Source organism: Bradyrhizobium sp. 14AA, assembly GCF_054185205.1.
Genome location: NZ_JAVAYM010000013.1, coordinates 224,622 through 247,680 on the forward strand (window position 1 = coordinate 224,622; position 23,059 = coordinate 247,680).

At 64.5% G+C, this 23,059-nt stretch carries 21 protein-coding genes; 9 read left to right on the forward strand and 12 right to left on the reverse strand.

Features of this window, described 5'->3' with window-relative positions; all coding sequences use genetic code 11:
* Window positions 1–20 precede the first annotated feature (20 nt).
* From RAD15_RS23890 to RAD15_RS23925, 8 genes are all read left to right on the forward strand, one after another.
* Window positions 21–5,123: an Eco57I restriction-modification methylase domain-containing protein gene (locus RAD15_RS23890; RefSeq protein WP_458180645.1), complete on the forward strand. Its 5,103-nt coding sequence runs from the start codon at window positions 21–23 to the stop codon at window positions 5,121–5,123.
* Between the two features lie 246 nt (window positions 5,124–5,369).
* A complete protein-coding gene (locus RAD15_RS23895; protein WP_458180646.1) occupies window positions 5,370–7,055 on the forward strand; it encodes a ParB/RepB/Spo0J family partition protein in 1,686 nt (561 codons plus the stop codon).
* An 89-nt stretch (window positions 7,056–7,144) separates the two neighbouring features.
* On the forward strand, window positions 7,145–7,621 hold the full coding sequence (locus tag RAD15_RS23900) for a hypothetical protein (RefSeq protein ID WP_458180647.1): 477 nt from the start codon (window positions 7,145–7,147) through the stop codon (window positions 7,619–7,621).
* Window positions 7,618–8,508, forward strand: coding sequence for a DUF7007 domain-containing protein (locus RAD15_RS23905; RefSeq protein WP_458180648.1), 891 nt, complete (start codon window positions 7,618–7,620; stop codon window positions 8,506–8,508). Before RAD15_RS23900 ends, RAD15_RS23905 begins: the two co-directional genes overlap by 4 nt.
* Window positions 8,505–8,909 (forward strand): hypothetical protein, encoded by a 405-nt coding sequence (locus tag RAD15_RS23910; RefSeq protein WP_458180649.1) that lies wholly within the window; start codon window positions 8,505–8,507, stop codon window positions 8,907–8,909. The genes RAD15_RS23905 and RAD15_RS23910 overlap by 4 nt, the downstream gene beginning before the upstream one ends.
* Before the next feature lie 398 nt (window positions 8,910–9,307).
* A complete protein-coding gene (locus RAD15_RS23915; protein ID WP_458180650.1) occupies window positions 9,308–9,895 on the forward strand; it encodes a hypothetical protein in 588 nt (195 codons plus the stop codon).
* 337 nt (window positions 9,896–10,232) lie between these two features.
* Window positions 10,233–11,159: an ArdC family protein gene (locus RAD15_RS23920; protein WP_458180651.1), complete on the forward strand. Its 927-nt coding sequence runs from the start codon at window positions 10,233–10,235 to the stop codon at window positions 11,157–11,159.
* Window positions 11,160–11,815: 656 nt separating this feature from the next.
* Window positions 11,816–12,130, forward strand: a complete 315-nt coding sequence (locus tag RAD15_RS23925) for a DUF736 domain-containing protein (RefSeq protein WP_036045074.1) — start codon at window positions 11,816–11,818, stop codon at window positions 12,128–12,130.
* Window positions 12,131–12,568: 438 nt separating this feature from the next.
* Here the strand turns inward: RAD15_RS23925 and RAD15_RS23930 are convergent, their stop codons facing one another.
* The 12 genes from RAD15_RS23930 to nac all read right to left on the reverse strand — a co-directional run bounded on the left by RAD15_RS23930 (window position 12,569) and on the right by nac (window position 22,247).
* On the reverse strand, window positions 12,569–13,414 hold the full coding sequence (locus RAD15_RS23930; protein WP_458180652.1) for an ABC transporter substrate-binding protein: 846 nt from the start codon (window positions 13,412–13,414) through the stop codon (window positions 12,569–12,571).
* 38 nt (window positions 13,415–13,452) lie between these two features.
* Complete coding sequence (locus RAD15_RS23935) at window positions 13,453–14,223, reverse strand: amino acid ABC transporter ATP-binding protein (RefSeq protein ID WP_458180653.1); 771 nt, start codon at window positions 14,221–14,223, stop codon at window positions 13,453–13,455.
* Between the two features lie 2 nt (window positions 14,224–14,225).
* Window positions 14,226–14,978, reverse strand: coding sequence for an amino acid ABC transporter permease (locus RAD15_RS23940; RefSeq protein WP_458180671.1), 753 nt, complete (start codon window positions 14,976–14,978; stop codon window positions 14,226–14,228).
* An 8-nt stretch (window positions 14,979–14,986) separates the two neighbouring features.
* Window positions 14,987–15,688: an amino acid ABC transporter permease gene (locus RAD15_RS23945; RefSeq protein WP_458180654.1), complete on the reverse strand. Its 702-nt coding sequence runs from the start codon at window positions 15,686–15,688 to the stop codon at window positions 14,987–14,989.
* A 14-nt stretch (window positions 15,689–15,702) separates the two neighbouring features.
* Entirely contained in the window at window positions 15,703–16,470 is a 768-nt protein-coding gene (locus RAD15_RS23950) for an SDR family oxidoreductase (protein ID WP_458180655.1), read from the reverse strand.
* A gap of 89 nt (window positions 16,471–16,559) precedes the next feature.
* Window positions 16,560–17,348: a LamB/YcsF family protein gene (locus tag RAD15_RS23955; RefSeq protein WP_458180656.1), complete on the reverse strand. Its 789-nt coding sequence runs from the start codon at window positions 17,346–17,348 to the stop codon at window positions 16,560–16,562.
* On the reverse strand, window positions 17,345–17,764 hold the full coding sequence (locus tag RAD15_RS23960) for an acetyl-CoA carboxylase biotin carboxyl carrier protein (RefSeq protein ID WP_458180657.1): 420 nt from the start codon (window positions 17,762–17,764) through the stop codon (window positions 17,345–17,347). The genes RAD15_RS23955 and RAD15_RS23960 overlap by 4 nt, the downstream gene beginning before the upstream one ends.
* Window positions 17,761–18,747, reverse strand: coding sequence for a 5-oxoprolinase subunit C family protein (locus RAD15_RS23965; protein WP_458180658.1), 987 nt, complete (start codon window positions 18,745–18,747; stop codon window positions 17,761–17,763). Before RAD15_RS23965 ends, RAD15_RS23960 begins: the two co-directional genes overlap by 4 nt.
* Window positions 18,744–19,403, reverse strand: coding sequence for a 5-oxoprolinase subunit PxpB (gene pxpB / locus RAD15_RS23970; RefSeq protein ID WP_458180659.1), 660 nt, complete (start codon window positions 19,401–19,403; stop codon window positions 18,744–18,746). The genes RAD15_RS23965 and pxpB overlap by 4 nt, the downstream gene beginning before the upstream one ends.
* Window positions 19,400–20,752 carry an acetyl-CoA carboxylase biotin carboxylase subunit gene (gene accC / locus RAD15_RS23975; RefSeq protein WP_458180660.1) on the reverse strand — a complete coding sequence of 451 codons (1,353 nt, stop codon included), beginning with the start codon at window positions 20,750–20,752 and terminating at the stop codon, window positions 19,400–19,402. Before accC ends, pxpB begins: the two co-directional genes overlap by 4 nt.
* Before the next feature lie 4 nt (window positions 20,753–20,756).
* A complete protein-coding gene (locus RAD15_RS23980) occupies window positions 20,757–21,197 on the reverse strand; it encodes an acetyl-CoA carboxylase biotin carboxyl carrier protein (protein WP_458180661.1) in 441 nt (146 codons plus the stop codon).
* Window positions 21,198–21,308: 111 nt separating this feature from the next.
* Window positions 21,309–22,247: a nitrogen assimilation transcriptional regulator NAC gene (gene nac / locus RAD15_RS23985; protein WP_458180662.1), complete on the reverse strand. Its 939-nt coding sequence runs from the start codon at window positions 22,245–22,247 to the stop codon at window positions 21,309–21,311.
* A gap of 142 nt (window positions 22,248–22,389) precedes the next feature.
* On the opposite strand from nac, the gene RAD15_RS23990 reads away from it, so the two are divergent.
* On the forward strand, window positions 22,390–23,059 hold a 670-nt coding region (locus RAD15_RS23990; protein WP_458180663.1), incomplete at its 3' end, for an aminotransferase class I/II-fold pyridoxal phosphate-dependent enzyme.

Consider the following 23,059-nt stretch of genomic DNA (forward strand, 5'->3'; position numbering starts at 1 on the left):
CCAACCGGAGGACATTTCCCATGTCGCATGACGATCCTTTCACCCTCGACCTCTTCGGCAATACCGCCCTTTCATCCAGCCTCGGCCTCGGCGTCACGGCCTTCGCTGCGGATTTCGGCGGTGACGACGACCATGAGCATGATCCACCGCCGTCGACGCCGGCCTCGGTAAGGCCGGCGATCGAATCGGCGCGGCGCTCCGATGACGGTCCCCCCAAGCGCGGCGACAACCTCTATCTTACCGGCGAGCGCGGCCTCGCAAAGGGCTGGAAGCAGCGCGCCCGCGACAGCATCGCCGCAGTTCGGCTCGCCGCACAGATCGAGGCCGCGCAACGGCCCGCGACCGCCGAGGAGCAGCGGCAACTGATCCGCTTTACCGGCTTCGGCGCCTCAGAGCTCGCCAATGGCGTCTTCCGCCGACCGGGCGAATCCGAATTCGCAAAGGGCTGGGACGAGATCGGCGCCGACCTGCAGGATGCGGTCGATGAGGCTGACTACGCTTCGCTGGCACGCTGTACGCAGTATGCCCATTTCACGCCGGAGTTCATCGTCCAGGCGATGTGGGCGGGTTTGCTGCGCCTCGGCTGGCGCGGCGGCCGCGTGCTTGAGCCCGGCATCGGCACCGGCTTGTTTCCGGCGCTGATGCCGCCGGTTCTCCGCGAAGTCTCCCAGGTCACCGGCGTCGAGCTCGATCCCGTCACGGCGCGCATCGCGCGGCTGTTGCAGCCCCGGGCGCGGATCGTCACCGGCGATTTCGCGCGCACCGAGCTGCCGACGCGGTTCGACCTTGTGATCGGCAACCCGCCCTTCTCCGATCGCACCGTCCGCTCGGACCGCACGCTGCGCTCGCTCGGTCTGCGGCTCCACGACTACTTCATCGTCAAGGCGATCAAGCTGCTGAAGCCGGGCGGTCTCGCCGCCTTTGTCACGTCGCACGGCACGATGGATAAGGCGGATGGCTCGGCGCGCGCGCTGATCGCGAAGCACGCCGATCTCCTCAGTGCCATCCGTCTGCCGGAGGGTAGCTTCCGCGCCGATGCCGGCACCGACGTCGTGGTCGACATCCTGTTCTTCCGGCGGCGCAAGCAGGGCGAGCTCGAAGGCGACCTCTCGTGGCTCGAGCTCGACGAGGTGCGCCCGGCGACCGAGGACGAGGGCGCAATTCGCGTCAACCGCTGGTTCGCGTGCCATCGCCACCTTGTGCTCGGCGCGCACGCGCTGACCTCCGGCCCGTTTGGCGAGACCTACACCTGTGTGCCGAGTGACGGCGAGGTCCCCGCGACCGCGCTGGACGAGGCGATCACCCTCCTTCCGGCCGCAATCTATAACGGCGAACCGGAGGCGATCGACCCTGACGATGAGTGCGACGCCGAGCCGGCGAAGTCGGAGAGCTCGGCGAGCCTCACGGCGCGCGAGGGCAGTTATCTCCTCGATAGCCGGCATGGCTTGATGCAGATCCTCGACGGGAAGCCGGTTGCTGTCTCGGTGCGCAAGGGCCGCAGCGCCGATGGCATTCCGGAAAAGCATGTCCGAATCGTCCAGAAGCTGATCCCAATCCGCGATGCGGTGCGAGAGGTGCTGAAGTGCCAGGAGCTCGACCGGCCGTGGAAGGATGCGCAGGTCAGGCTGCGCATCGCCTGGTCGAACTTCGTCCGCGCTTTCGGGCCGATCAACACGACCGTCGTGTCGACGGCGGAGGACGATGAGACTGGGGAGGTCCGCGAAACGCACCGCAGGCCGAACCTCCAGCCATTCCTGGACGATCCGGACTGTTGGCTGGTGGCCTCGATCGAAGACTACGACCTCGAGTCGGATACGGCGAAGCCGGGTCCGATCTTCACCGAGCGGGTGATTGCTCCGCCGGCGCCGCCCGTCATCACCAGCGCCGCCGACGCTCTCGCCGTCGTTCTCAACGAGCGCGGCCATGTCGACCCCGACCACATCGCGGAGCTCGTGCACCGCGACGCGAACGGCGTCATCGCCGAGCTCGGCAGCGCCATCTTCCGTGATCCCAGCGGCGGCTCGTGGCAGACGGCGGACGCGTATCTGTCAGGTGCTGTGCGCGACAAGCTGAAGATTGCGGAAGCGGCGGCTGAGCTCGACCCCGCCTATGCGCGCAACGTGATCGCGCTGCGGAAGGTGCAGCCTGCCGACCTCCGGCCCTCGGACATCACCGCGCGCCTTGGCGCGCCGTGGATTCCCGCCGCCGACATCGTCGCCTTCGTCAAGGAGACGATGGGCGCGGAGATCAGGATCCACCACATGCCGGAACTGGCGTCGTGGACCGTGGAGGCCCGGCAGCTCGGCTGGATGGCCGCCGGCACGTCGGAATGGGGCACGGAGCGGCGCCACGCCGGGCAGCTTCTCTCTGATGCGCTCAACTCCTCCGTCCCGCAGATCTTCGACACTATCAAGGATGGCGACAGCGAGCGTCGGATCCTCAATGTCGTTGACACCGAGGCGGCGAAGGAGAAGCTCTCGAGGATCAAGTCCGCCTTCCAGAACTGGATCTGGTCCGATCCGGACCGGACCGACCGCCTGGCGCGGGTCTACAATGACCGCTTCAACAATATCGTCCCGCGGGCCTTCGACGGCTCGCATCTGAAGCTCCCGGGCGCCTCGGGTGCTTTCGCTCTCTACGAACATCAGAAGCGCGGTATATGGCGCATCATCTCCTCGGGCGCGACCTATCTCGCCCACGCCGTCGGCGCCGGCAAGACGATGACGATGGCGGCCGCGATCATGGAGCAGCGCCGTCTCGGCCTGATCGCCAAGGCCATGCTTGTCGTTCCCGGCCATTGCCTGGCGCAGGCGGCGCGCGAGTTCCTGGCGCTCTATCCCGGCGCCCGCATCCTCGTCGCCGATGAGACCAACTTCACCAAAGACAAGCGGCATCGCTTCCTGTCGCGCGCCGCGACAGCGACATGGGATGCGATCATCATCATCCATTCGGCCTTCCGGTTCATCGGCGTTCCGTCCGCGTTCGAGCAGCAGATGATCCAGGATGAGCTCGAACTCTACGAGCAGCTCCTGACCAAGGTCGAAAGCGACGACCGCGTCTCGCGCAAGCGGCTCGAGCGGCTGAAGGAGGGATTGAAGGAACGGCTCGAAGCGCTGGCCACGCGCAAGGACGATCTCCTGACGATCTCCGAGATCGGCGTCGACCAGATCATCGTCGACGAGGCGCAGGAGTTTCGCAAGCTGTCCTTCGCTACCAATATGTCGACGTTGAAGGGCGTCGATCCCAACGGCTCGCAGCGCGCCTGGGACCTCTATGTGAAGTCGCGCTTCATCGAGACCAAGAACCCTGGGCGGGCGCTGGTGCTCGCCTCCGGGACGCCGATTACCAACACGCTCGGTGAGATGTTCTCGGTGCAGCGCTATCTCGGATACGGCGCACTTCTGGATCGCAAGCTCCACGAGTTCGACGCTTGGGCCTCGACTTTCGGCGATGTCTCGACGGAGCTCGAGCTCCAGCCGTCCGGCAGGTACAAACCGGTCACACGCTTCGCCACCTTCGTGAACGTTCCCGAGCTAATCGCCATGTTCCGGTCCTTCGCCGACGTGGTGATGCCGGAAGACCTGCGGCAGTACGTGAAGGTCCCGGCGATCTCGACGGGCAAGCGCCAGATCCTGACGGCGAAGCCGACGCCGGCCTTCAAGCGCTACCAAGCCCTGCTCGACGCGCGGATCAAGGTGATCGAGACGCGCGACCGGCCGCCGGAGCCGGGTGACGACATTTTGCTCTCGGTCATCACCGATGGGCGGCATGCGGCGATTGACCTGCGCCTCGTCGATCCGTCGAACGACAATGAGCTGGACAACAAGCTGAATCTCCTCGTCGCCAACGCCTTCCGCATCTGGGAGGAGACGTCGGATCACAGCTATGTGCGCGCCGACGGCAAGCCGTACGAGCTGCCGGGCGCCGCGCAGATGATCTTCTCCGACCTCGGAACGATCAGCGTCGAGAAGACGCGCGGCTTCTCGGCTTATCGCTGGATCAGAGACGAGCTCATTCGCATGGGCGTTCCCGCGTCCGAGATCGCCTTCATGCAGGACTTCAAGAGGTCGGAGGCGAAGCAACGCCTGTTCGGCGATGTGCGCGCGGGCAAGGTCCGCTTCCTGATCGGCTCCTCCGACACTATGGGCACCGGCGTCAACGCACAGCTCAGGCTGAAGGCGCTCCATCACCTCGACGTGCCGTGGCTGCCGTCGCAGATCGCGCAGCGCGAGGGCCGGATCGAGCGCCAGGGCAACCAGCACGACGTCATCGACATCTTCGCCTATGCGACCGAGGGCTCGCTCGACGCGAGCATGTGGCAGAATAACGAGCGCAAGGCTCGCTTCATCGCCGCGGCGCTCTCCGGCGACACGTCGATCCGTCGGCTCGAGGACCTCGGCGAAGGCCAGGCCAATCAGTTCGCGATGGCCAAGGCGATCGCGAGCGGCGACCAGCGGCTGATGCTAAAGGCCGGGCTCGAAGCCGACATCGCCCGGCTCGAGCGCCTGCGCGCGGCTCATATCGACGACCAGCACGCCGTCCGTCGACAGATTCGGGACGCGGAACGCGACATCGAGTTTTGCACGCGGCGGATCGCGGAGGTCGGCAAGGATATCGAGCGCCTTGTTCCCACCGTTGGCGACGCCTTCGCCGCGACCGTGGCCGGCAAGCGCTATGTCGAGCGCAAGGAGGCCGGTCGCGCGCTGATGAAGGAAATCCTTACCCTGCTGCAACTCCAACAGGAGGGCGAGACCATAATCGCCACGATCGGCGGGTTCGACCTCGAATACTCCGGCGAGCGTTACGGCCGCGACGGCTATCGCTACGGCACCATGCTGATCCGCACCGGGGATCAGCATGAGATCGAGTTGCCCGTCACGGTGACGCCGCTCGGCGCGATCTCTCGCCTTGAGCATGCATTTGACGATTTCGAGGGCGAGCGGGAGCGCTATCGCCAGCGTCTCGCCGACGCACGTCGCCGGCTCGCTTCGTACCGGTCGCGCGAGGACGGCGAATTCGCATTCGCAGCCGATCTCGCCGAGAAGCGGCGGCAGTTGGCGGAAATCGATAAAGCCCTTGCGATGGATGTGGAAGGCACGGGCGGGAGCGCAATCGCAGCGTGATGAGGGAGGAAGGGAAGACCCGCTCGCAGAGCGGTCAGGCCGGCAACGCTAACGCTCAACCGCCGCCTGCGCGATCCCAGCCCGTCGTCCTTCGCAGGGCTGCTAGCCCTGCTTGTCCGACCTGGCAGGGATGCTCGGCCGCAGTTGTGCCGGCCCGACCGCTCCGCGGGGCCTGGGGTGTCTTCGGGAAGAAGACGAGGAAGGGCCCGCAAGGCGCGGTCCACCAACCCGAACAGGAGAAATCCCATGCAACTCATCAAGATTGATCCGCGTGCGCTGAACGAAAATCCCGACCGCATGCGCCAGACGAAGTCAACGCCGCAGGCCGACGCCCTGCTGCTCGCGACGATCAAGGCCGTCGGCATCGTCCAGCCGCCCGTCATCACGCCCGAGACCGGCGGCGGCAACGGCTATGTCATCAATGCCGGTCATCGCCGCGTCAGGCAGGCGATCGCCGCCGGCCTCGAGGAGATCGACGTCCTCGTCGACGAGGCGGCGAACGACAACGGTGCCATGCGCTCGATGATCGAGAACATCGCGCGCGAAGCGCTCAATCCCGTCGACCAGTGGCGCGCGATCGAACGCCTCGTCGCGCTCGGGTGGACCGAAGAGGCAATCGGCGTCGCATTGACCCTGCCCGTCCGGCAGATCAGGAAGCTCCGCCTGCTCGCAAACGCGCTGCCCATCATGCTCGATCACATGGCCAAGGGCGACATGCCAGACGAACGTCAGCTTCGTACCATCGCCTCGGCGTCGCTCGACGAGCAGAAGGAGGTCTGGAAGAAGCACAAGCCCTCCAAGGCGGATCCGCAGGTGTCGTGGGGGAGCGTGGCACAGGCCCTGACCAAGGTCCGCATGTACGCTCGTCACGCCAGCTTCGGTGACGACCTCGCCCAGGCCTACGGCATCCAGTGGGTCGAGGACCTGTTCGCGCCGGCGGACGAGGACAGCCGCTATACCACAGATGTCGAGGCGTTCCTCGGCGCGCAGCAGGAGTGGATGGCGGACAACCTGCCGAAGAAGGGCATCATTGCCGAGACGACGAACTGGGGCGAGGTCAAGCTGCCGCCGAAGGCGGAGCGCGTCTACGGCAAGCCGTCGAAGGCGGATTGCACGGCGATGTATCTTGACCGTGACGGCCGGGTGCAGAGCGTGCATTACCGTATGCCTGCGGCGAAGAACTCGAAGAACAAGGGTACGGCGACCGGCCCTGACGCTGCCGACGAGAGCACAGCGGTCTCGAAGCCGCGTCCCGACGTGACGCGCAAGGGCGTCGAAATCATCGGCGACTTCCGAACGGATGCCCTCCATGAGGCGCTGGCGCGCGCCCGCGTCGAGGATGACGCGCTGATGGCGCTGTTGATCCTCGCCTTCGCCGGCCAGAACGTCTCGGTCGATTCCGGTAGCGGTGGCACCTATTACGGCAACCGCCGGATTGCGCGCCATGCCACCACGCTGTTCGATCAGGACGGCAAGCTCGTCCTCGACATGGACACACTGCGCGTTGCGGCGCGCTCGATCCTCGTTGAGGTTCTCTCGTGCCGAGAAAACCGCACCGACAGTGGCATCGTTGCGCGCGTCGCCGGCGAGGTGGTCGGAGCGGACAACTTCCTGCCGAACATGGGCACCGACGACTTCCTGTCGTGCCTGTCGCGCACCGCGCTCGAAGGCTCGTGCAAGGACGCGTCGGTTCTCCCGCGCCAAAAGGTGAAGGAGACCCGCGCCGCTTTGGTCGAGCACTTCAAGGAAGGCCGCTTCGTCCATCCGGCAGCGCTGTTCGCTCCGGACAAGGCCAACTTACTGGCTTGGCTGGCGAAGAACGCCGTCACCGCCGCCGACGAGACCGACGACCAGGTCGAGGATCCGGCCGCTGGCGATGAGGACAACGGCGAAACCTCGGATGACGAGCCGTTCCGTGAGGCGGCTGAATAGCCCGCCCGCCATCGACAATCCGAATGACACCCCGCCGTCGGCCCAGCCGACGGCGGCTTCGTTCCAATACCCATGAGAGGAGGACGTCCATGTCCGCGCAGTTGATCTACGACCTCGTCCCGCTCGGAGCGATCGTCCGGTTTTCCGTTGGCACGCCACGGCCACCGGAGCGGCACCGCAAGAAGCTTGCGGCTTGGGAACACCGCAACAGCGGCGGTCGGCTGATCCAAAAGCAGGCAGAACGCCGCGTCGGCAACACCGTCATCGGCGCTACCATCACTCTGCACGCCGGTGACTATGGCGGCGGCGGTGTTATGGTGCTTCGCGTCCACGGGACCTTCTCGGTCGACAGCGATCTGAGGTTCGTCGTGACCGAACGCCCGAGTGTCGGTGCGGTCCGCGTGCTCAGCCGACCCGGCGAGGACGCCGAACTCGTCTATCTCGCCAGCAGCCGCGCCGACGCCGAATGCTGGCTGCAGAGCCACGGCTATCCGGATGCGGTTCTCGACGAGGTGACGGCTGATGAGCAGGCAGCCGACGTCATGGAGGGGAGGACCGCCGCATGACGACGCCCTCACCCCTCACCACCGTGACGGACTCGAATTCTGCATTTCCCGAGGTCGAATTCGGCCGCAGTGGCGACGGCTATCTCGTTGCTCGTGTCGGCGACATGGCCTTCGCCATGCTGCCGGGACGCGACGCCCGCCATTATCTCGCGACCGGCTGGCGCATCAATCGGCCGATCGCCGAATGGAAGCGCTCTGATTTCTACGGCCATTCCGGCGGGCTCGCCGACGAGGCGGCCTTCCGGACAAAGATCTTGGAGAACGCCGAGCATCATCGCGAGAAGCGCTCGCTCGGCCGTCGCGAGACCGGCTCCAATGCGAGCACGCCATGGGGGTCGTCGCAGCGTGCAACCGTCTATGCGGAGGGCATTGTCTGCCATTCGACGGCGGGCCACGGCGGCTTCCATCTCTCGGCCGAGCGCAACCGCAAGGTCAACCCGGCACTGCGCGCGCGGGACGGCTGGTACGAGGAAGACGAGGCTTGGGCGATCGTGGCGATGACCTTCCCGCATCTGTTCACCAGCTATGAGCGGTGCTGCGCCCAGCTCACCATCAAGGATAGCTGGCCCGATGCATGGGAGACGATTTTCGGGATCGTGCTACAGCCCGGCGAATCTCGTGAGAAGGATCGGCGCGCCTTCGAGAAGGAGCACGCCGACAACTGGATCGTGGTCTCGGCGATCACGTCGGATCAGCAGCCGGGCTTTGTCGAAGTCGTCGCCACGCCGGGCGGCAGACGCGGCGCGGGCACCGAGGAGCAACGTTTCCTCGTCCCGTCCGACGAGTACCGGATTGGCCGCTTCGGCTTCGTCGTCGATGAGACTCGCCATCCGGTCTATTCGGGACCATCGAGCTTCATCGGTTGGAAGGGAAGGACGTCGCCATGAAAGCTCCCCCCGAACGCCTCGCCCAGCTTTCGCGCATGGAGGAGGCGCGTCGCCAGACGCAGCGCCAGCTCGACATGATCGATCGGCAGATCATCCGCCGCATGACGGGGCTCATCCCGCAGCTCGGCAGCAAGCGGTCCAGATACCGTCGCGGCAAGCCGCCTGACCCGAGTGCATTCCTCGAACGCTATCGTTCGAACCTTGCGGCCATCACGGCTGAGCGCCAGCCCGAGATCGACGCGCTCTCGCGCAAGCTCGCTAGGCAGGATACTGCGATTGAGATGCTGCATTCTCGATGCGCGCCTGAGTCTCGCCCCGCTCGTGATGACCCGGAGTGCAAGGACGAATGTCGCAGTCCGGCCGATCGTTGTCCGCGTAAGCGACATGGCGCTGCGGCCTAGCGGACCCGAAGCCGACCTTGCGGCTCGCGCAGACGAACGTCTCGATGACGCCACGAAGCTGGCGGTCTGCTTGGTCGAACCTTTCCGCATTCGCCAACCCGGCCCGCACCCTGTCGGCCCTCCCCTCGGGTTTGCTGCGGTCTGCGCCCCCGGCGGTCCGCTTCAAGGCCAAGTCGCAAGCGACCAGGAATCGCCGATCTCGGCAAGGCCCGGCCGCGTTCGGCGCAGGGCCCTAGGAAGCCGGACCCTGCTTGTCCGCAGCCGGACCTCGCTCGCCTGGCGGTCCCCGGACCTTGAAGCGGCCCTCATCCCGGCGGCGCTGGGCGGCCGCACCCGAAGGGAGGTCCGGCAGGGGCCGGATCCAACCTGACGGAGAAACCAAAGAAAGGAATTCACCAATGACCAAACCTGCTCGCTGCTCTCGCGCCGGCGCCCGTGTCATCCCCCTTCGCAAGGGCACCACTCTCGAAATGGTCCGGCTCGCCTGCCCCGACGCGGCACAGGCACAGCGCATCTCTGAAAGCTTCGGCCTTGCGATCCTGGACAGCGACGGCATCCGCGATCTGCATGAGCGGCTCATCATCGAAACCGCCGACGCGCTCAAGGACGGCCTGAGTGAACGCGCAATGCAGATTCACCTTCAACGGATCGTCGGCGCTTATGTCGGCTCCGCGCATGGCGCCGGCCAGTTCTACACCCGCGCTGTCACCGAAGCGCGAGATGCGACCGCCAAGCTCGCCAACGACGGCCGCGATGAGGACCTCGATGGTCCGGTCGGCTTCGATAGCCAGGCACAGCGCAAGCGTGAGTTCGCCGCCGACATGGGCGTCCAGTCTCACGCGCTTCGCATGGCCGCCGAGGGCGCCGTCGCCGCCTACGAAAAAGTCGTCGGAGAGACCTGGAAGCCTTTCGAGCGTCCCGTCGACCCGACAACCGATACCGTCGGCAGGAAAGCGGCCAAGGCACAGATGTCGGCGTTCGACTGATGCCGCCGGCGGGGCTTCGGCCCCGCCATTTTCTTTCAGCATTCAATGTCGGCCGGTCCCTGAGACCGGCCTTTTTCATGTCGCCCGGCGCGAGGGGCAAACGAGCAAAGAGAAATGAACCGGGTTGGACTGCCCCTCGCGGCCCGTAGCGGCGTTCGGTCGATGCTCCGGCCCGCGCGGCAGCGCAACGGCCTTGCCGTCCTCCACTGACGTTCCGGTCCGGCGTCTCTGTCGCCACTCAGACCACCCGCGCCACCGGATGCGCGACCCCGCAGGCCTTCGCAGCGGACCGCCGTGAGGGCCGCGATGGGCGCGGTCTTCAACGGAGATTAGGATCATGACAGGTATGGAAACGAAACCCCGCGCCGACATCTATGCACGGATCACCGATCGCATCGTCGCGGACCTGGAGCGCGGTGTACGTCCGTGGGTCAAGCCATGGAATGCGGGCAACGCCGCTGGATGCATCACGCGGCCGCTGCGCCACAACGGTATGCCTTATCAGGGCATCAACGTCGTGCTGCTGTGGTCGGAAGCCGTCGCGCGTGGCTTCACATCACCGATCTGGATGACCTTCAAGCAGTCGCTCGAACTTGGCGGTCACGTCCGCAAGGGTGAGAGTGGAACAATGGTCGTCTATGCAAACAAGTTCACTAAGACTGAGACCGATAAGCATGGCGACAACGTCGAACGGACCGTGCCGTTCCTGCGTGCCTATACGGTGTTTTGCGTCGATCAGATCGACGACTTGCCGGATCACTATTACGGGCGCCCGGCTCCAAGCATCGCGCCGACGCAACGCCTTGCGCATGTGGACGGATTCTTCGCCAATACGGGGGCAACCATCCGACATGGCGGCGACAAGGCATTTTTTGCGCCGGCGCTCGATCTCATCCAGATGCCGCCATTTGAGAGCTTCCGTGATGCGGAGAGCTACGCCGCCACGCTCGCGCACGAATGCGTGCATTGGACCGGGCCGGCGCACCGCGTCAATCGCGACCTCAGCCGCTACGCCAAAGATCGAAGCGAGCGCGCCCGCGAAGAGTTGGTCGCCGAACTTGGCGCCTGTTTCCTCAGTGCGGATCTCGGTATCGTACCAGAACTCGAGCCGCGCGCCGATCACGCAAGTTATCTTGCGTCGTGGTTGGAGGTGCTGTCCAACGAGAAGCGCTTCATCTTCTCCGCGGCCGCCCACGCTCAGCGGGCAGTCACTTATCTGCACGATCTTCAACCAAAGTCGGCCGAAATCGACCAAGCGGCATGAGGCGCATCGATCCCCGTGTCGGCCGCTTGCGCCCCATCGTTCACCTTTCTAGAAAATGATGAAGGCCTCGCCTCACGGCGGGGCCTTTCTTAGGTGCATCGTTAAGTGTGTGCTGGTGACTGGAGAGGCGGTACTTCCCCCCATCCTGACGACGTGGGCGAGATGCGCCGGGGGGTTCTTCTGGCTTCCGAGATGCACGTCCGCTTCTGGACGAACGTCTTTCCGAAGCGGCAGAAGGGCGATGTCATCACGATGCGCCAGTCCGGGGTTGTTATTGCGTCCGCTGGACCGGATGAAAGCTCACGCGGGGCGCGCGAGTCTCTTTCACCAATGCGCCCGTCGTCGTGCGGCGTGGCTTGCCTGTCGCTCAGTCGGATCCTCATCGTTCGGCCTGTCGCGCCCAATGCGTCCTCGATTTGGCATGTCTAACCGAAGGCCGTCGTCGCTGCGCTCCGCCTCGATCAAAAGACCGCAACGGCCGTTCTCCGCTTTCTTCCCCTGGCCGCTGCGCGCCCATTCCTCGCGAGACAAGAAAGCATCGCCCTGGCCGCCCTCTACTGCGTGGCGGCCCTTCGGGTGCGGTCCGATCGCCTCCGGTCAACGACAGCCATCGAGGTCGCGATGGTCGCGGCCCGAGAACGAACGAGGATACGAACATGGCTACTATCGGCAACTTCACCGTCAACGGCAACGGCTTCGTGGGCACCGTCAAGACCCTCGCCCTCGGCACCGTGAAGGCCAAGATCGTCCCGGCCGAGCGGACCTCGGACAAGGCCCCGGACTACCGGATCTTCGCAGGCACGATCGAGTTCGGCGCCGGCTGGAAGAAGAAGTCCCAGGAGCAGAACCGCGACTATCTGTCGGTCAAGCTGGACGACCCGAGCTTCGCGGCTCCCATTTACGCCACGCTGGTCGAGGTGGAAGGCGAGGAAGGCCACTCGCTCATCTGGTCTCGTCCGAACCGGGACTGAAACGCCGTGCAGGTGGCCCCGCCGAGAGGCGGGGCCTTCACGTAGGCCGAAAAGGCGCGCGGAATGTTGGCAAGCGATAATGAATCCGCGTCCTGGTCATCAGCGAAGTTGCGCTTCGCGTGAAAGAGGTCCGCTCATTGGACCAGAGCTGACCAGATTTGCTCAACCTGAGTTGTTCTCAGTTTGACCCTCAGCAGAACTAGCGCGTCTGCAGGATATCCGCCTTTGCGCCAGCAGCGGCCACTCCTAACAACTCAGCTGTGCACCTTCGGCGTGCGGGTCGACGGAATGAGGGGAAAAAGGCGGAAAGGACGTTTTTCTTGTCGCGCAAAAGTGGCAGGACTCCCCTCGCCGCCCAAGCGGCGAAGGGGCAGACGGCGGGCGCTTTAGCTCGGCACACTGCTGCCTTGATCGATGTGAATGGCGCCGGTTCGCAACTCACGGGAGCGGCGTGAACTTCAGCTGGCTGAGCGGTGCGACTTTGTCGGTACGTGACATCTTGAATTCGGTGTTCGGACCAAGCCATTTGTCCCAAATCTGGTTGATCTCGCCGGCCTTGTCCATGGCCAGCAGGGTCTCGTTGACCTTTGCGAGCAGTGCCGGCTCGTCCTTCTTCATGCCGATGCCGATCGGCTGCAGCACCATGGGCTCCTCGATCATCTTCAGCGGCTGCCCGGCCCCCTTAGACTGGCTGACGAGCTTGGTAATGGTCATGGTATTCGCCACCATGCCGACCGCCTTATTCTGTTGAACCGCCATGAAGGCCGAACCGGTATCGACGAAAGTCAACGGGTCGGATTCGTTCATCTTGATCGCGAGTTCCGACGTCGATCCTTTGGTCGATGCCAGCCGCTTACCCTTGAAGTCGGCTTTGGCGGTCCCGGGGTCGCTCGCCTTCACTGCCAGCATTTCCTTGGCGATGTAATACGGATCTGAAAACTGGATCTGTTCGGCGCGGCCCAACGTGTAGGCGAGGTTCGCCACCGTGATGTCGACGTGGCCGAGCTTGACCTCGGGCACGCGCGCCTCGACCGAGAGCGGCGTGACCTTGGCGACAACGCCCCAGCGTTGGGCGATGGCCTTGCAGAGGTCGACGTCAAAGCCGACCATCTCACGTGTCTTGGCATCCGGGGCCGCGAACGGCGGCACGTCCGCGAAGGTTCCGCAGCGCAGTTCCTTGCGCTGGGTGATGTCCGAGAGCTGATCGGCGCACGCCGCCGACACGATCCCGGCAAGGCCTGCGATCGCAGCCACCAGGCCGATTGAACGATTCTTGAAAGACATTTGTGTCTCCTCCAGGTTGGTCACATCAGTCGGCGCAGTCACCTTGTGTGCAGGTCCGACAGGAAGCGCTGCGCACGCGGATGCTGTGGTGAGCGGAAGAAGTCGACCGGAGCGCCCGTCTCGAGCACCCTTCCGGCGTCCATGAACCAGACGCGATCGGCGACATCGCGCGCGAAGTTCATCTCGTGGGTCACGCACATCATGGTCATCCCGTCACGCGCAAGCCCGCGCATCACGGAAAGCACCTCGCCCACCATCTCCGGATCGAGCGCGCTGGTCGGTTCATCGAACAGCATCGCCGGCGGCTCCATGGCGAGCGCGCGCGCGATCGCCACGCGCTGCTGCTGTCCGCCGGAGAGCTGGGCCGGATAGTTCTGTGCTTTGGCCGAGAGGCCGACGCGGTCCAGCAGCCGAAGTGCGGCTTCGCGCGCATCGCTGCGCTTGACGCCGTTCACCTTCATCGGCGAAAGCATGACGTTGTCGAGCGCGCTCAGGTGCGGAAACAGGTTGAAGCTCTGGAAAACGAATCCGATGCGGCTCCGCAACTGGTTCAGTGCCGCGCCACTCAACTTCGCATGAACGTCCTTGCCCTCGAACAGCACCGAGCCCGACTGGATTTCCTCGAGCCTGTTGACCGTGCGGATGAGAGTCGACTTGCCCGAGCCGGACGGACCGCAGACCACCACCACCTCACCCTTCTTCACCTCGGCGTTGACGTCGGTCAGCGCGGCCAGGGGACCAAAGAATTTGTGCACAGCGACGAACTGAATCATCGGATCGGCATCCCAGGATGGAGTTTCACGCGACATGGTCATGCCCCTGATGCGCTTGCGGGTATCGCAGGCAGCGTAGACACGGCAGCCGGACCTGTGGTTCGGCGCGCGGCAATCCGCCGCTCGACCATGTTGATGGCCTGCGTCATGGTCCAGCAAACGATGAAGTAGCTGATGGCGAGGATGAAGTAGACTTCGAACGGCTTGGTCAGCAGCCGGTTGTTGATCTGTCCGGCCGCGAAGGTGAGCTCCGGGACGTTGATGATATAGCCGAGCGTGGTCTCCTTGATGGTCGAGACGAACTGACTGAGGATGCTCGGGATCATGTTAAACAGCGCCTGCGGCAGAATCACGTAGCGCATCGCGCCGAGACGGCTGTGTCCGAGCGCCCGGGCGGCGTCCATCTGACCTTTTGGCAGTGCCTGAATGCCGGCACGCACGATCTCGCTCAGGAATGCGGCTTCATAGCCGACCAGCGTGACCAGCATGGTGGCGAACGCCGGCACGCTATGCCCGATCAGAAGCGGCAGCACGAAATAGACCCACAGGATGATCAGCAGCAGCGGCACGCCGCGGGTGATATAGACCATGGCCATCACCGGCCAGCGCAGCGCGCGCCACGGCGACAGGCTGGCCAGCGCCATCGCCACGCTCAGTGGAAAGGCCAAGGCGATGCCGAGGACGGAGAGGATGAGTGTGGCAGCGATGCCGCCAAGCGGGCCGTTCGGATACTGGCCGACGAGCAGCAATAGCCAGTTGTCCCTGACGATCTCGATCATGCTCAGGAGCAGCGACATGATCAGACCGCTCCGGCCATGCGGCTGCGCTGCTCGAGATAGTAACCAAGCCACATCAGCAGCAGCGAGCAGACGAGATAAACGATCGTGGCAATCAGGTAGGTCTCGAACGGACGAAAACTCTGGCTCTCAACCTCCTTGACGGCGTGGGTCAGCTCGGCGACGCCGATCGCCATCGCAAGGCTGGAGTTCTTGAACAAGGAGACCGTATGATTCACCAGCGCCGGCATCGCGTTGCGGACGGCCTGCGGCAGCAGAATGTAGGCCATGGCTCCGAGATAGCCATGCCCCAGCGCGCGGGCAGCTTCCCACTGCCCCTTCGGCACGGCACGCAGACCGGATCGCTGATCCTCGCTGAAATACGCGGCCTGGCACAACCCCAAGGCAACGATAGCGAACACCGCTTCGCCATTGTGATCGCCGAGCCACATCTGCACCGAGTCCGGCAGCAGGCTCGAAATGCCGAAATACCAGAGCATGAGCTGCACCAGCGTCGGCACATTGCGGTGGTACGAGACGTAGATTGCGACAAAACCGTTGGCGATCCGGCTCGGCAGCATCCGGACCGCAAGAAGGATCATTCCGAGACTCATCGCCAGAAGCCATGAGCCAATGAAGATGATGAAGGTCATCTTCACCCCATGGACCAGCATCCGGCGGAACTCCGGATTGAGCAGGACGGCCATGAGGTCGAAACCCTTCATCGCGCGCCCCTCATCTAGGTCGGGAGAACGGGTTTTGGAGAGCCCTCGGGCCGAGTGGTCGACAAGCCACCCGGCACTTGCAAGGTCGGTGTAATCTCGATGTAGCCGACATTCACCGCCACCGGCGCGGCAATCGCGAACGCGATCGCGTCGGCAATGTCCTTTGCTTCAGGCAGTTCGAAGCCTTCGATGAAGTTCGCCCGGGTTTCGGCGCTGTCGCCGTGGACATGGGCGAAGATATCGGTTGCAACCCGGCCGGGGCAGATCTCGGTGACACGCACGCGCTTGCCGAAGCAATCGACCCTGAGCTGACTGGTCAGCATGCTGACGGCCGCCTTGGTCGCGTGATAGCTCGAGTTGCCCGCAAAATTGTAAGCGCCGGCAATCGACGTGATGTTCACCACGTGACCGCGATCGCGCTGAGCCATGCCGGGCACGAACAGACGGCTGAGATGCAGGATCGCACGCAGGTTGACGTCGACCAGGAGATCGATGTCTTCCGCATCCGCCTGGAGAAATTTTTTCGGCCGGTCGACGCCCGCGCTGTTGACGAGCACGTCGACCTCGATACCGTGAGCAAGCTTGGTGATCGCCGCAATATCTCTGACGTCGATCGCGTGCGGGACGCAGCCGGTGCGATCGGCCAAGGCCTTCAGCGCATTCGCGCTTCGTGCGAGCGCATGAACCGTCAGGCCCTCACGCGCCAGGCGCTCGACGACCGCGAGACCAATGCCCGACGAGGCGCCGGTGACGAGAGCAGTCCTGTAATCGGAGAATGGCATCTGGCTCCTCACCTTCTCAACACGCTAAACGATCGCGCAACTTCCCGGCCAAGACGGATTAACTGTGGTGGGATAAGGTCCCCTTATGATCACCCACCCGTTCCGCCGGGGCCCGCCACAAGCCGGGAAACCGGCACGATCTCGCCGCCTGCAGCCTCGATCGAGGCCCGAATCCCTCGGGCCAGCTCGACGGCACCCTGGGTATCCCCATGCAGCAGGATCGATTTGGCAGGCATCGCGAGCGCCTTTCCGCTGGCGGCAATGACCACTTCGTCACGCAGCAGGCGCTCGACGCGCTCGGCGACCGCCCCGGCATCGTGAATGACCGCGCCGGGCTTTGCCCGTGACACCAGCAGGCCCTCGTCGTCATAGGCCCGGTCAGCCAGAAACGTCGTAGCGACCCTGATACCGCACTGGGCCGCCGCACCTTCGATGGCGCGGCTGCTCGAGGAAACGATCAGGAGATTGGGGTCGAATGCGGCAACCGCGCGGACCAATGGCCGCGCCAGATCGGCGTCGGCAGCAGCCATGTTGCCCAGCGCGCCGTGAAAGCTCATATGCGTGACGCGATGCCCGACGGCCCGCGCGATGCCATCGAGCGCACCGAGCTGATAGGTGACCATGGCGGCGAGCTCGGTGGCGTCGATCTGCATCACGCGCCGGCCAAATCCCTGACGGTCCGGAAACCCGACGTGAGCCCCAAGATCGACGCCGCGCGCCCTGGCGCGCTCCGCCGTGCGCTGCATGATCAGCGGGTCGCCGGCGTGAAAACCGCACGCGACGTTGGCGGAAGACACGAGGTCGAGCAGCGCCTCGTCGTGGCCCATCGGCCACGGACCAAAACCTTCGCCCATATCGGCGTTGAGATCGATCTTCATAATGTCTCACCTTCGATCGGCTGTAGTGCGAACAGCGGCGCGCCGTAGCCAACGATCGTGCCGTGCGCGACCAGCACATCGGTCACCGTTCCTGCCCGGGGCGCGGGCACGGCCAAAAGCAGGGGTCCGATTTGCAGGAAGCCGAGAGGGTCGCCAGCCCGGACATCGATGGCGACCAAGGCGATTGCGCGTTCCTGAAGCGGGTGACGATCGAGGAAGATGCCCGGCGATGGAGCGCGGACGGTAATCGACGCCGCATCGACGGGCGGCGCTTCGTCGCCTTCAACGACGCGCACCGATGTGCCATCGCTCACCAGGCGCAACGTGGCGCTCGGACCGCGCAGCTCGAGCAGCGCGAGATCGGCGTCCTTGAGCCAAGCGCTCAACTGGTCGATGTGATCGAGAGGATTTCTCATCGGCCTCCCCCTTCGCCGCAGTGAAGCTCGACGAGACGACGGGCGTTTGCGAGCCAGCGGCGGATATCCGCCGAGGCGCCCAGCGCTTCATCCCAGCTACAGCGGATGAAGCGAACGCTGCTCCCGATCGGAGCCTGGCCGAGACGCCAGAGATCTGCCTCGATCACCGTGCCGATCTTGGGATAGCCGCCGGAAGGCTGTGCATCGCGCATCTGGATGATCGGCTGGCCGCCATGGGGCACCTGAATGACGCCGGGCACGATACCATGCGAGCGCAATTCCAGCGGACGCAGCGGGTTGAGCTCACGACCGGCGAGCCTGTAGCCATATCGGTCGCTCTGCGGAGTGATTTTCCAGGCCGTCGACCACAATGCCTCGTGCGACGACTCGGTGAAGCAGTCGTATTCGGCGGCCGGTAACACGCGAACGGCGGGCACGCCGTCGGCCTCGAGCGGGAGCGCCAGCCCGGGCGGGACCAGACCGAAGCCGGGAGCGGCCCGGCCATTCGAACGGCCGGTCGGCAATTCATCGCCGTCGCGGAGCGGCCGCCCCTCGTGGCCACCAAACGAGCCTCTCAACTGCGTGCTGCGCGAGCCGAGCACGGCCGGCACGTCAATGCCGTCAGCGATGCACAGATAGGCGCGGGTCGCGCGCCATGTCGTCTGCTTGGGAAGCGAAAGCGACAGCACCTGCCCCGCTTCGGCGCGATGCGCCCACCACGGCAAGACCGGCGTCTCATCAAGCCGTCCCGCGCAATCCGCGCCCGTGACGGCAAAGACAGTCGAGCGCTCGAAACGAACCTTAAAGGGAAAAACCGGGACCTCGACAGCCGCGGCGTTCTCCTCGTTGCGCAGCAGGATGTTGCCTCCGGCAAGCGCGAGCGGATCCATGGCGCCCGATGTTCCGACGCCAAGATTAAGCGCGCCGGTGCGGCCGAGATCCTGAACCGTCGCAAGCGCGCCTGCTGACAAAACCTTGATCATCGCAACACCCGAGCAACCCTAAAGCGGATGCTGTCACCCGGCTGAAGCAGCGCGGGCGGGCTGCGATTCACATCGAAGAATACGACATCTGTGCTGCCGATCGTATTCCATCCGCTGGGTCCGTCGGAGGCGGATACCCCGGTCTGGCTACCGCCGATCGACACGGCGCCACGCGGAATCTTCAGCACCGGCACCTTGCGGCGCGGCGTCGCGATACGCGCATCCATGCCGCCGAGGTAGCAGTAGCCGGGGTGACTTCCGAGCGCGAACACGGTGTAGATTGGCGCGCTGTGGCGCTCCACGATCTCATCGACGCTCATGCCGGTGTGCTCAACGACATCGGACAAATGCGGCCCGGCTTCGCCGCCATAGGCGACGGGCAGATCGATGCAGCGCCCGGCAATCGGACGCGGCTCGACGACCTTCCAGAGTTCGATGAGCCTTTGTTCGATCTCCTCCGGCCGTCGCGGCGGCACGACAAAGACCAGCATGAGGTTGTTCATGCCTGGCACAGCCTCGCGCACACCGGGAAATCCGGCAGCGTCGTGCGCCAGGCCCCAGATCCGCCGCTGCGTTTCGAGCGTGGTCTCGCCGGGCGCCTCGAACAGCAGCGCCGTCGTCCCGAGCAGGCTTGTGCGCGGCCGATCAGTCGTCATGGCCACCCACTCCGGCGAAGCTTCGTCTCGAGATGGTGGATACTGACACCGCCGCGGATAAAATCGGGATCGGCGACGAGACGCCGATGCAGTGGCAGATTTGTTGCGATGCCTTCGATCCGCGCCTCGTCGAGCGCCACGCGCAAACGAGCCAACGCCTCATCGCGCGTCGCGCCGTGGACGACAAGCTTGCCGAGCAGCGAGTCGTAATAGGATGATACGCGGTAACCGGCACTCGCGTGGCTGTCGATACGCACGCCAGGTCCGCCCGGCATCTGCCAGACATCGATCACGCCGGGCGAAGGCACGAAGCTGTCCGGGTCTTCCGCATTGATCCGGCACTCGAAGGCATGACCGCGGCAAGCGATGTCGCCCTGGCTGAACGGTAGCCGTTCACCCTGCGCCACACGAATCTGGGCCTCGACAAGATCGATTCCAGCGGTCATCTCGGTGACGGGATGTTCCACCTGGAGGCGCGTATTCATCTCGATGAAGTAGAACGCGCCATCCTCGACCAGAAATTCGAAAGTGCCGACGCCGCGATAGCCGATTTGCCGGCAAGCCTCCGCGCAGCGCTCGCCGATTTCACGGACCAGCGCATCTTCGATCTGCGGGGCTGGCGCTTCCTCGATCACCTTCTGATGTCGCCGCTGGAGCGAGCAATCGCGGCTGCCAAGCCAGACCGCGTCACCGTGCGTATCGGCGATCACCTGGATCTCGACGTGCCGCGGGCGGCCAAGGAATTTCTCGACATAGATTGCGCTGTTGCCGAACGCTCGCCGCGCTTCTTCCCGGGTCAGGAGCAGCGCGTCATGGAGGCCGCTCTCGCTCTCCACCATCCGCATGCCGCGACCGCCGCCGCCGCCGGCGGCCTTCAGGATCACAGGATAGCCGATCTCGCGCGCCGCCCTCCGCACGACATCAAGATCGTCGGTCAGGGCTGCATCGGGACCCGGGACACACGGAACGCCCGCCGCTCTCATGGCGCGCTTGGCCGCGATCTTATCACCCATGACGCGCATGCTCGGGGCAGTCGGGCCGATGAACGTCAGGCCCGCGGCCTCGACTTGCTCCGCAAAGCCGGCATTCTCCGACAAAAATCCGTAGCCGGGATGAATTGCCTCGGCTCCGCTGACCTCGGCCGCAAACATGATCGCCTTCTTGTTCAAGTAGCTCTGCGTCGCCGCGGCGGGCCCGATGCACAGGGCCACGTCGGCCTGACGCACATACGGCGTCTCTCGATCGGCCTCGGAATGGACCACGATCGTTCGCAGCCCCAGATGCCGGCACGTCCGCTGGATGCGCAGCGCGATCTCTCCCCGATTGGCTATGAGAACCGATTCAAACATGGGGTCACGCGAACCGTATCAGTTCTTGGCCGGCCTCGACTTCCTGACCGGACGCGACCAGGATCGCCGACACGGTGCCATCTTGTTCGGCGCGAACCTCGTGGAACATCTTCATCGCCTCGATGACACAGAGTGGCATCCCGGCCGTCACGGCCTGTCCTACCGAAACGAAGACGGGTGCATCCGGCGCCGGCTGCAGATGGACAATTCCAAACAGAGGCGCTGCGACATTCACCTCTCTGCTCGGCGCTGCATCGGGTTCGGCGCGAGTTGGCCGCTCTCTGGTGTGTGTGGATGGGGCCGTCTTGACCGGTGCCTGAACCCTATCGTCCGGCTGCGCCCGACGGACCAGCCTGAGCGACCAGCCGTCTTCGCTGAACTCCATCTCGTTCAGATCAGACGCAGCCATCGCATCGATCAGGGTTTTGATCCGGTCCAAATCCATGTTCCGCCGCCCACACGTATCGTGGCCCTGCACGTGCAACGCCGGCCTCGACGCTAGCGCCATCGATTCCTGCCGACCAAGACGGATTGGCTTTGCCCCTATAAGGGAGCGCTATGACGCCTTTTGAGACCGCTCTTCATGCGCAACGAGGTTTCCCGGCAGACAGGCCACAAGCTCCAGCAGGATTTCCTTGATCGCCTGCGCCGGTTCGGAGAGCGGCAAATGATCGGACTGGCACAGCGCCAGCGGTGCCTCGATCACCGGATCGATGATGCACGATTGCCAGGCATCGCAGGACGATGCGACCTGCCGCGCCATCGATTCCGGCAGGATGGTGGCGCCAAGCCCGTCGGAGATCACGGCGGTCAGGGTGCTGGCGGATTCGATTTCCGCGACGACCTTTGGCACCTTGCCGATGGCCGCGAAAGCTTCGTTCACCATCTTGCGAACGACATTGTAGGGACGCGCCAGGTAAAGTTCGGTGTCAACCAGCATCGCGAGCGGCACTTCGGCCGGCGGCGCCACCATACTACCGCGCCCGACGAGGTAGAGCGGCTCTCGCAGTAGCGGCTGGAATGCGAGGCCGTGGACGGCGGTCTTGCCGCCGTAGAGAACCGCCAGGTCCATTCGGCCATTCATCACGAGCTCGGAGAGCGTGGTGCCATAGGTCTCGTTTAAATAGAGCAAAATGCCGGGGTGCCGCGCCCGCACCGCACGCAGCAGCGGTAGGGCCAGTCCTGCTGCGGCAGTACCTGGCGCCAGTCCCACGGCTACGGCGCCGGAGATGTTCTTCGCAGCCGCATTCATGTCGGCGCGCGCCTGATCACATTGCCGGAGGATGAGTTGGGCGTGGCGATACAGCACCTTGCCGGCCTCGGTCGGCACCACGCCGCTCTTGGTGCGCACGAGAAGCTGCTGCCGCACCTCGCCTTCGAGGGTCGCGAGCTGCTGGCTGAGCGCCGGCTGCGCCACATGCAGCACATCGGCGGCTTGCGTCAGGCTGCCGACGTCGACAATCTTCACGAAATACTGCAGTCGCCTGAGATTCACGTCGTCTCCTCAGACTGCCTTCCGCTCCCGACCGGGACCGGAGCATCCATAAGATATGCCTATCAGGCCAGATTGAACTCGTGTTGGCCAGCGCCCGGCTCTGTCTCTAGCGTCGCACCTCGCTTACCCAGGGTCAATCACAATGAGCCATCCTCGCATTTCCGCACGCGTGAGGCGCATCAAGCCCTCGCCCAGCTCCGCGGCGGCCGATCGGGCAACTGCGCTGAAGCGAGAGGGCAGGAATATCGTCAGCCTCGTCGTTGGCGAGCCGGATTTCGATACGCCTGCGAATATTCGCGCCGCGGCCTCAAAGGCAATGGACAAGGGCGCAACCCGCTACACGATGTTGGCCGGTTCCGTCGATCTGCGCCAGGCGATTGCTGCAAAACTGAAGCGTGAGAACAATCTCGTCTACTCCCCTGCCGACATCATCGTCACCAACGGTTGCAAGAGCGGCATCTATAGCGCGCTGGAGGCAACGATCGAGGCCGGCGACGAGGTGATCATCCCGGCTCCCTACTGGGTGTCGTACCCCGACATGGTAATCGCGTGCGACGGCGTTCCGAAGATTATCGCGTGCCCCGAAAGCCAAGGCTTCAAGATCTCGCCGGCCCAGCTCGAAGCTGCGATCACGGACAAGACGCGATGGCTCATCATCAACTCGCCGTCGAATCCGACGGGTGCAAGCTACTCGGCGGCGGAATATCGCAAGCTGGCCGACATTCTCGCACGGCATCCCCACGTGCTGGTCATGACGGACGACATCTATGAACACATCCGCTTCGATGGTCGCGCAACGCCGCACCTGCTGA

What these genes read in the sequence shown, in the direction of transcription:
- RAD15_RS23960 (WP_458180657.1), bottom strand. Translation starts at nt 17,764, where the DNA reads ATGAGAAATCCTCTCGATCACATCGACCAGTTGAGCGCTTGGCTCAAG.
- RAD15_RS23890 (WP_458180645.1), top strand. Translation starts at nt 21, where the DNA reads ATGTCGCATGACGATCCTTTCACCCTCGACCTCTTCGGCAATACCGCC.
- RAD15_RS23900 (WP_458180647.1), top strand. Translation starts at nt 7,145, where the DNA reads ATGTCCGCGCAGTTGATCTACGACCTCGTCCCGCTCGGAGCGATCGTC.
- RAD15_RS23925 (WP_036045074.1), top strand. Translation starts at nt 11,816, where the DNA reads ATGGCTACTATCGGCAACTTCACCGTCAACGGCAACGGCTTCGTGGGC.
- RAD15_RS23905 (WP_458180648.1), top strand. Translation starts at nt 7,618, where the DNA reads ATGACGACGCCCTCACCCCTCACCACCGTGACGGACTCGAATTCTGCA.
- RAD15_RS23955 (WP_458180656.1), bottom strand. Translation starts at nt 17,348, where the DNA reads ATGAAGATCGATCTCAACGCCGATATGGGCGAAGGTTTTGGTCCGTGG.
- RAD15_RS23935 (WP_458180653.1), bottom strand. Translation starts at nt 14,223, where the DNA reads ATGTCGCGTGAAACTCCATCCTGGGATGCCGATCCGATGATTCAGTTC.
- RAD15_RS23930 (WP_458180652.1), bottom strand. Translation starts at nt 13,414, where the DNA reads ATGTCTTTCAAGAATCGTTCAATCGGCCTGGTGGCTGCGATCGCAGGC.
- RAD15_RS23910 (WP_458180649.1), top strand. Translation starts at nt 8,505, where the DNA reads ATGAAAGCTCCCCCCGAACGCCTCGCCCAGCTTTCGCGCATGGAGGAG.
- RAD15_RS23920 (WP_458180651.1), top strand. Translation starts at nt 10,233, where the DNA reads ATGACAGGTATGGAAACGAAACCCCGCGCCGACATCTATGCACGGATC.
- RAD15_RS23945 (WP_458180654.1), bottom strand. Translation starts at nt 15,688, where the DNA reads ATGAAGGGTTTCGACCTCATGGCCGTCCTGCTCAATCCGGAGTTCCGC.
- RAD15_RS23915 (WP_458180650.1), top strand. Translation starts at nt 9,308, where the DNA reads ATGACCAAACCTGCTCGCTGCTCTCGCGCCGGCGCCCGTGTCATCCCC.
- RAD15_RS23895 (WP_458180646.1), top strand. Translation starts at nt 5,370, where the DNA reads ATGCAACTCATCAAGATTGATCCGCGTGCGCTGAACGAAAATCCCGAC.
- RAD15_RS23965 (WP_458180658.1), bottom strand. Translation starts at nt 18,747, where the DNA reads ATGATCAAGGTTTTGTCAGCAGGCGCGCTTGCGACGGTTCAGGATCTC.
- pxpB (WP_458180659.1), bottom strand. Translation starts at nt 19,403, where the DNA reads ATGACGACTGATCGGCCGCGCACAAGCCTGCTCGGGACGACGGCGCTG.
- RAD15_RS23950 (WP_458180655.1), bottom strand. Translation starts at nt 16,470, where the DNA reads ATGCCATTCTCCGATTACAGGACTGCTCTCGTCACCGGCGCCTCGTCG.
- RAD15_RS23980 (WP_458180661.1), bottom strand. Translation starts at nt 21,197, where the DNA reads ATGGATTTGGACCGGATCAAAACCCTGATCGATGCGATGGCTGCGTCT.
- accC (WP_458180660.1), bottom strand. Translation starts at nt 20,752, where the DNA reads ATGTTTGAATCGGTTCTCATAGCCAATCGGGGAGAGATCGCGCTGCGC.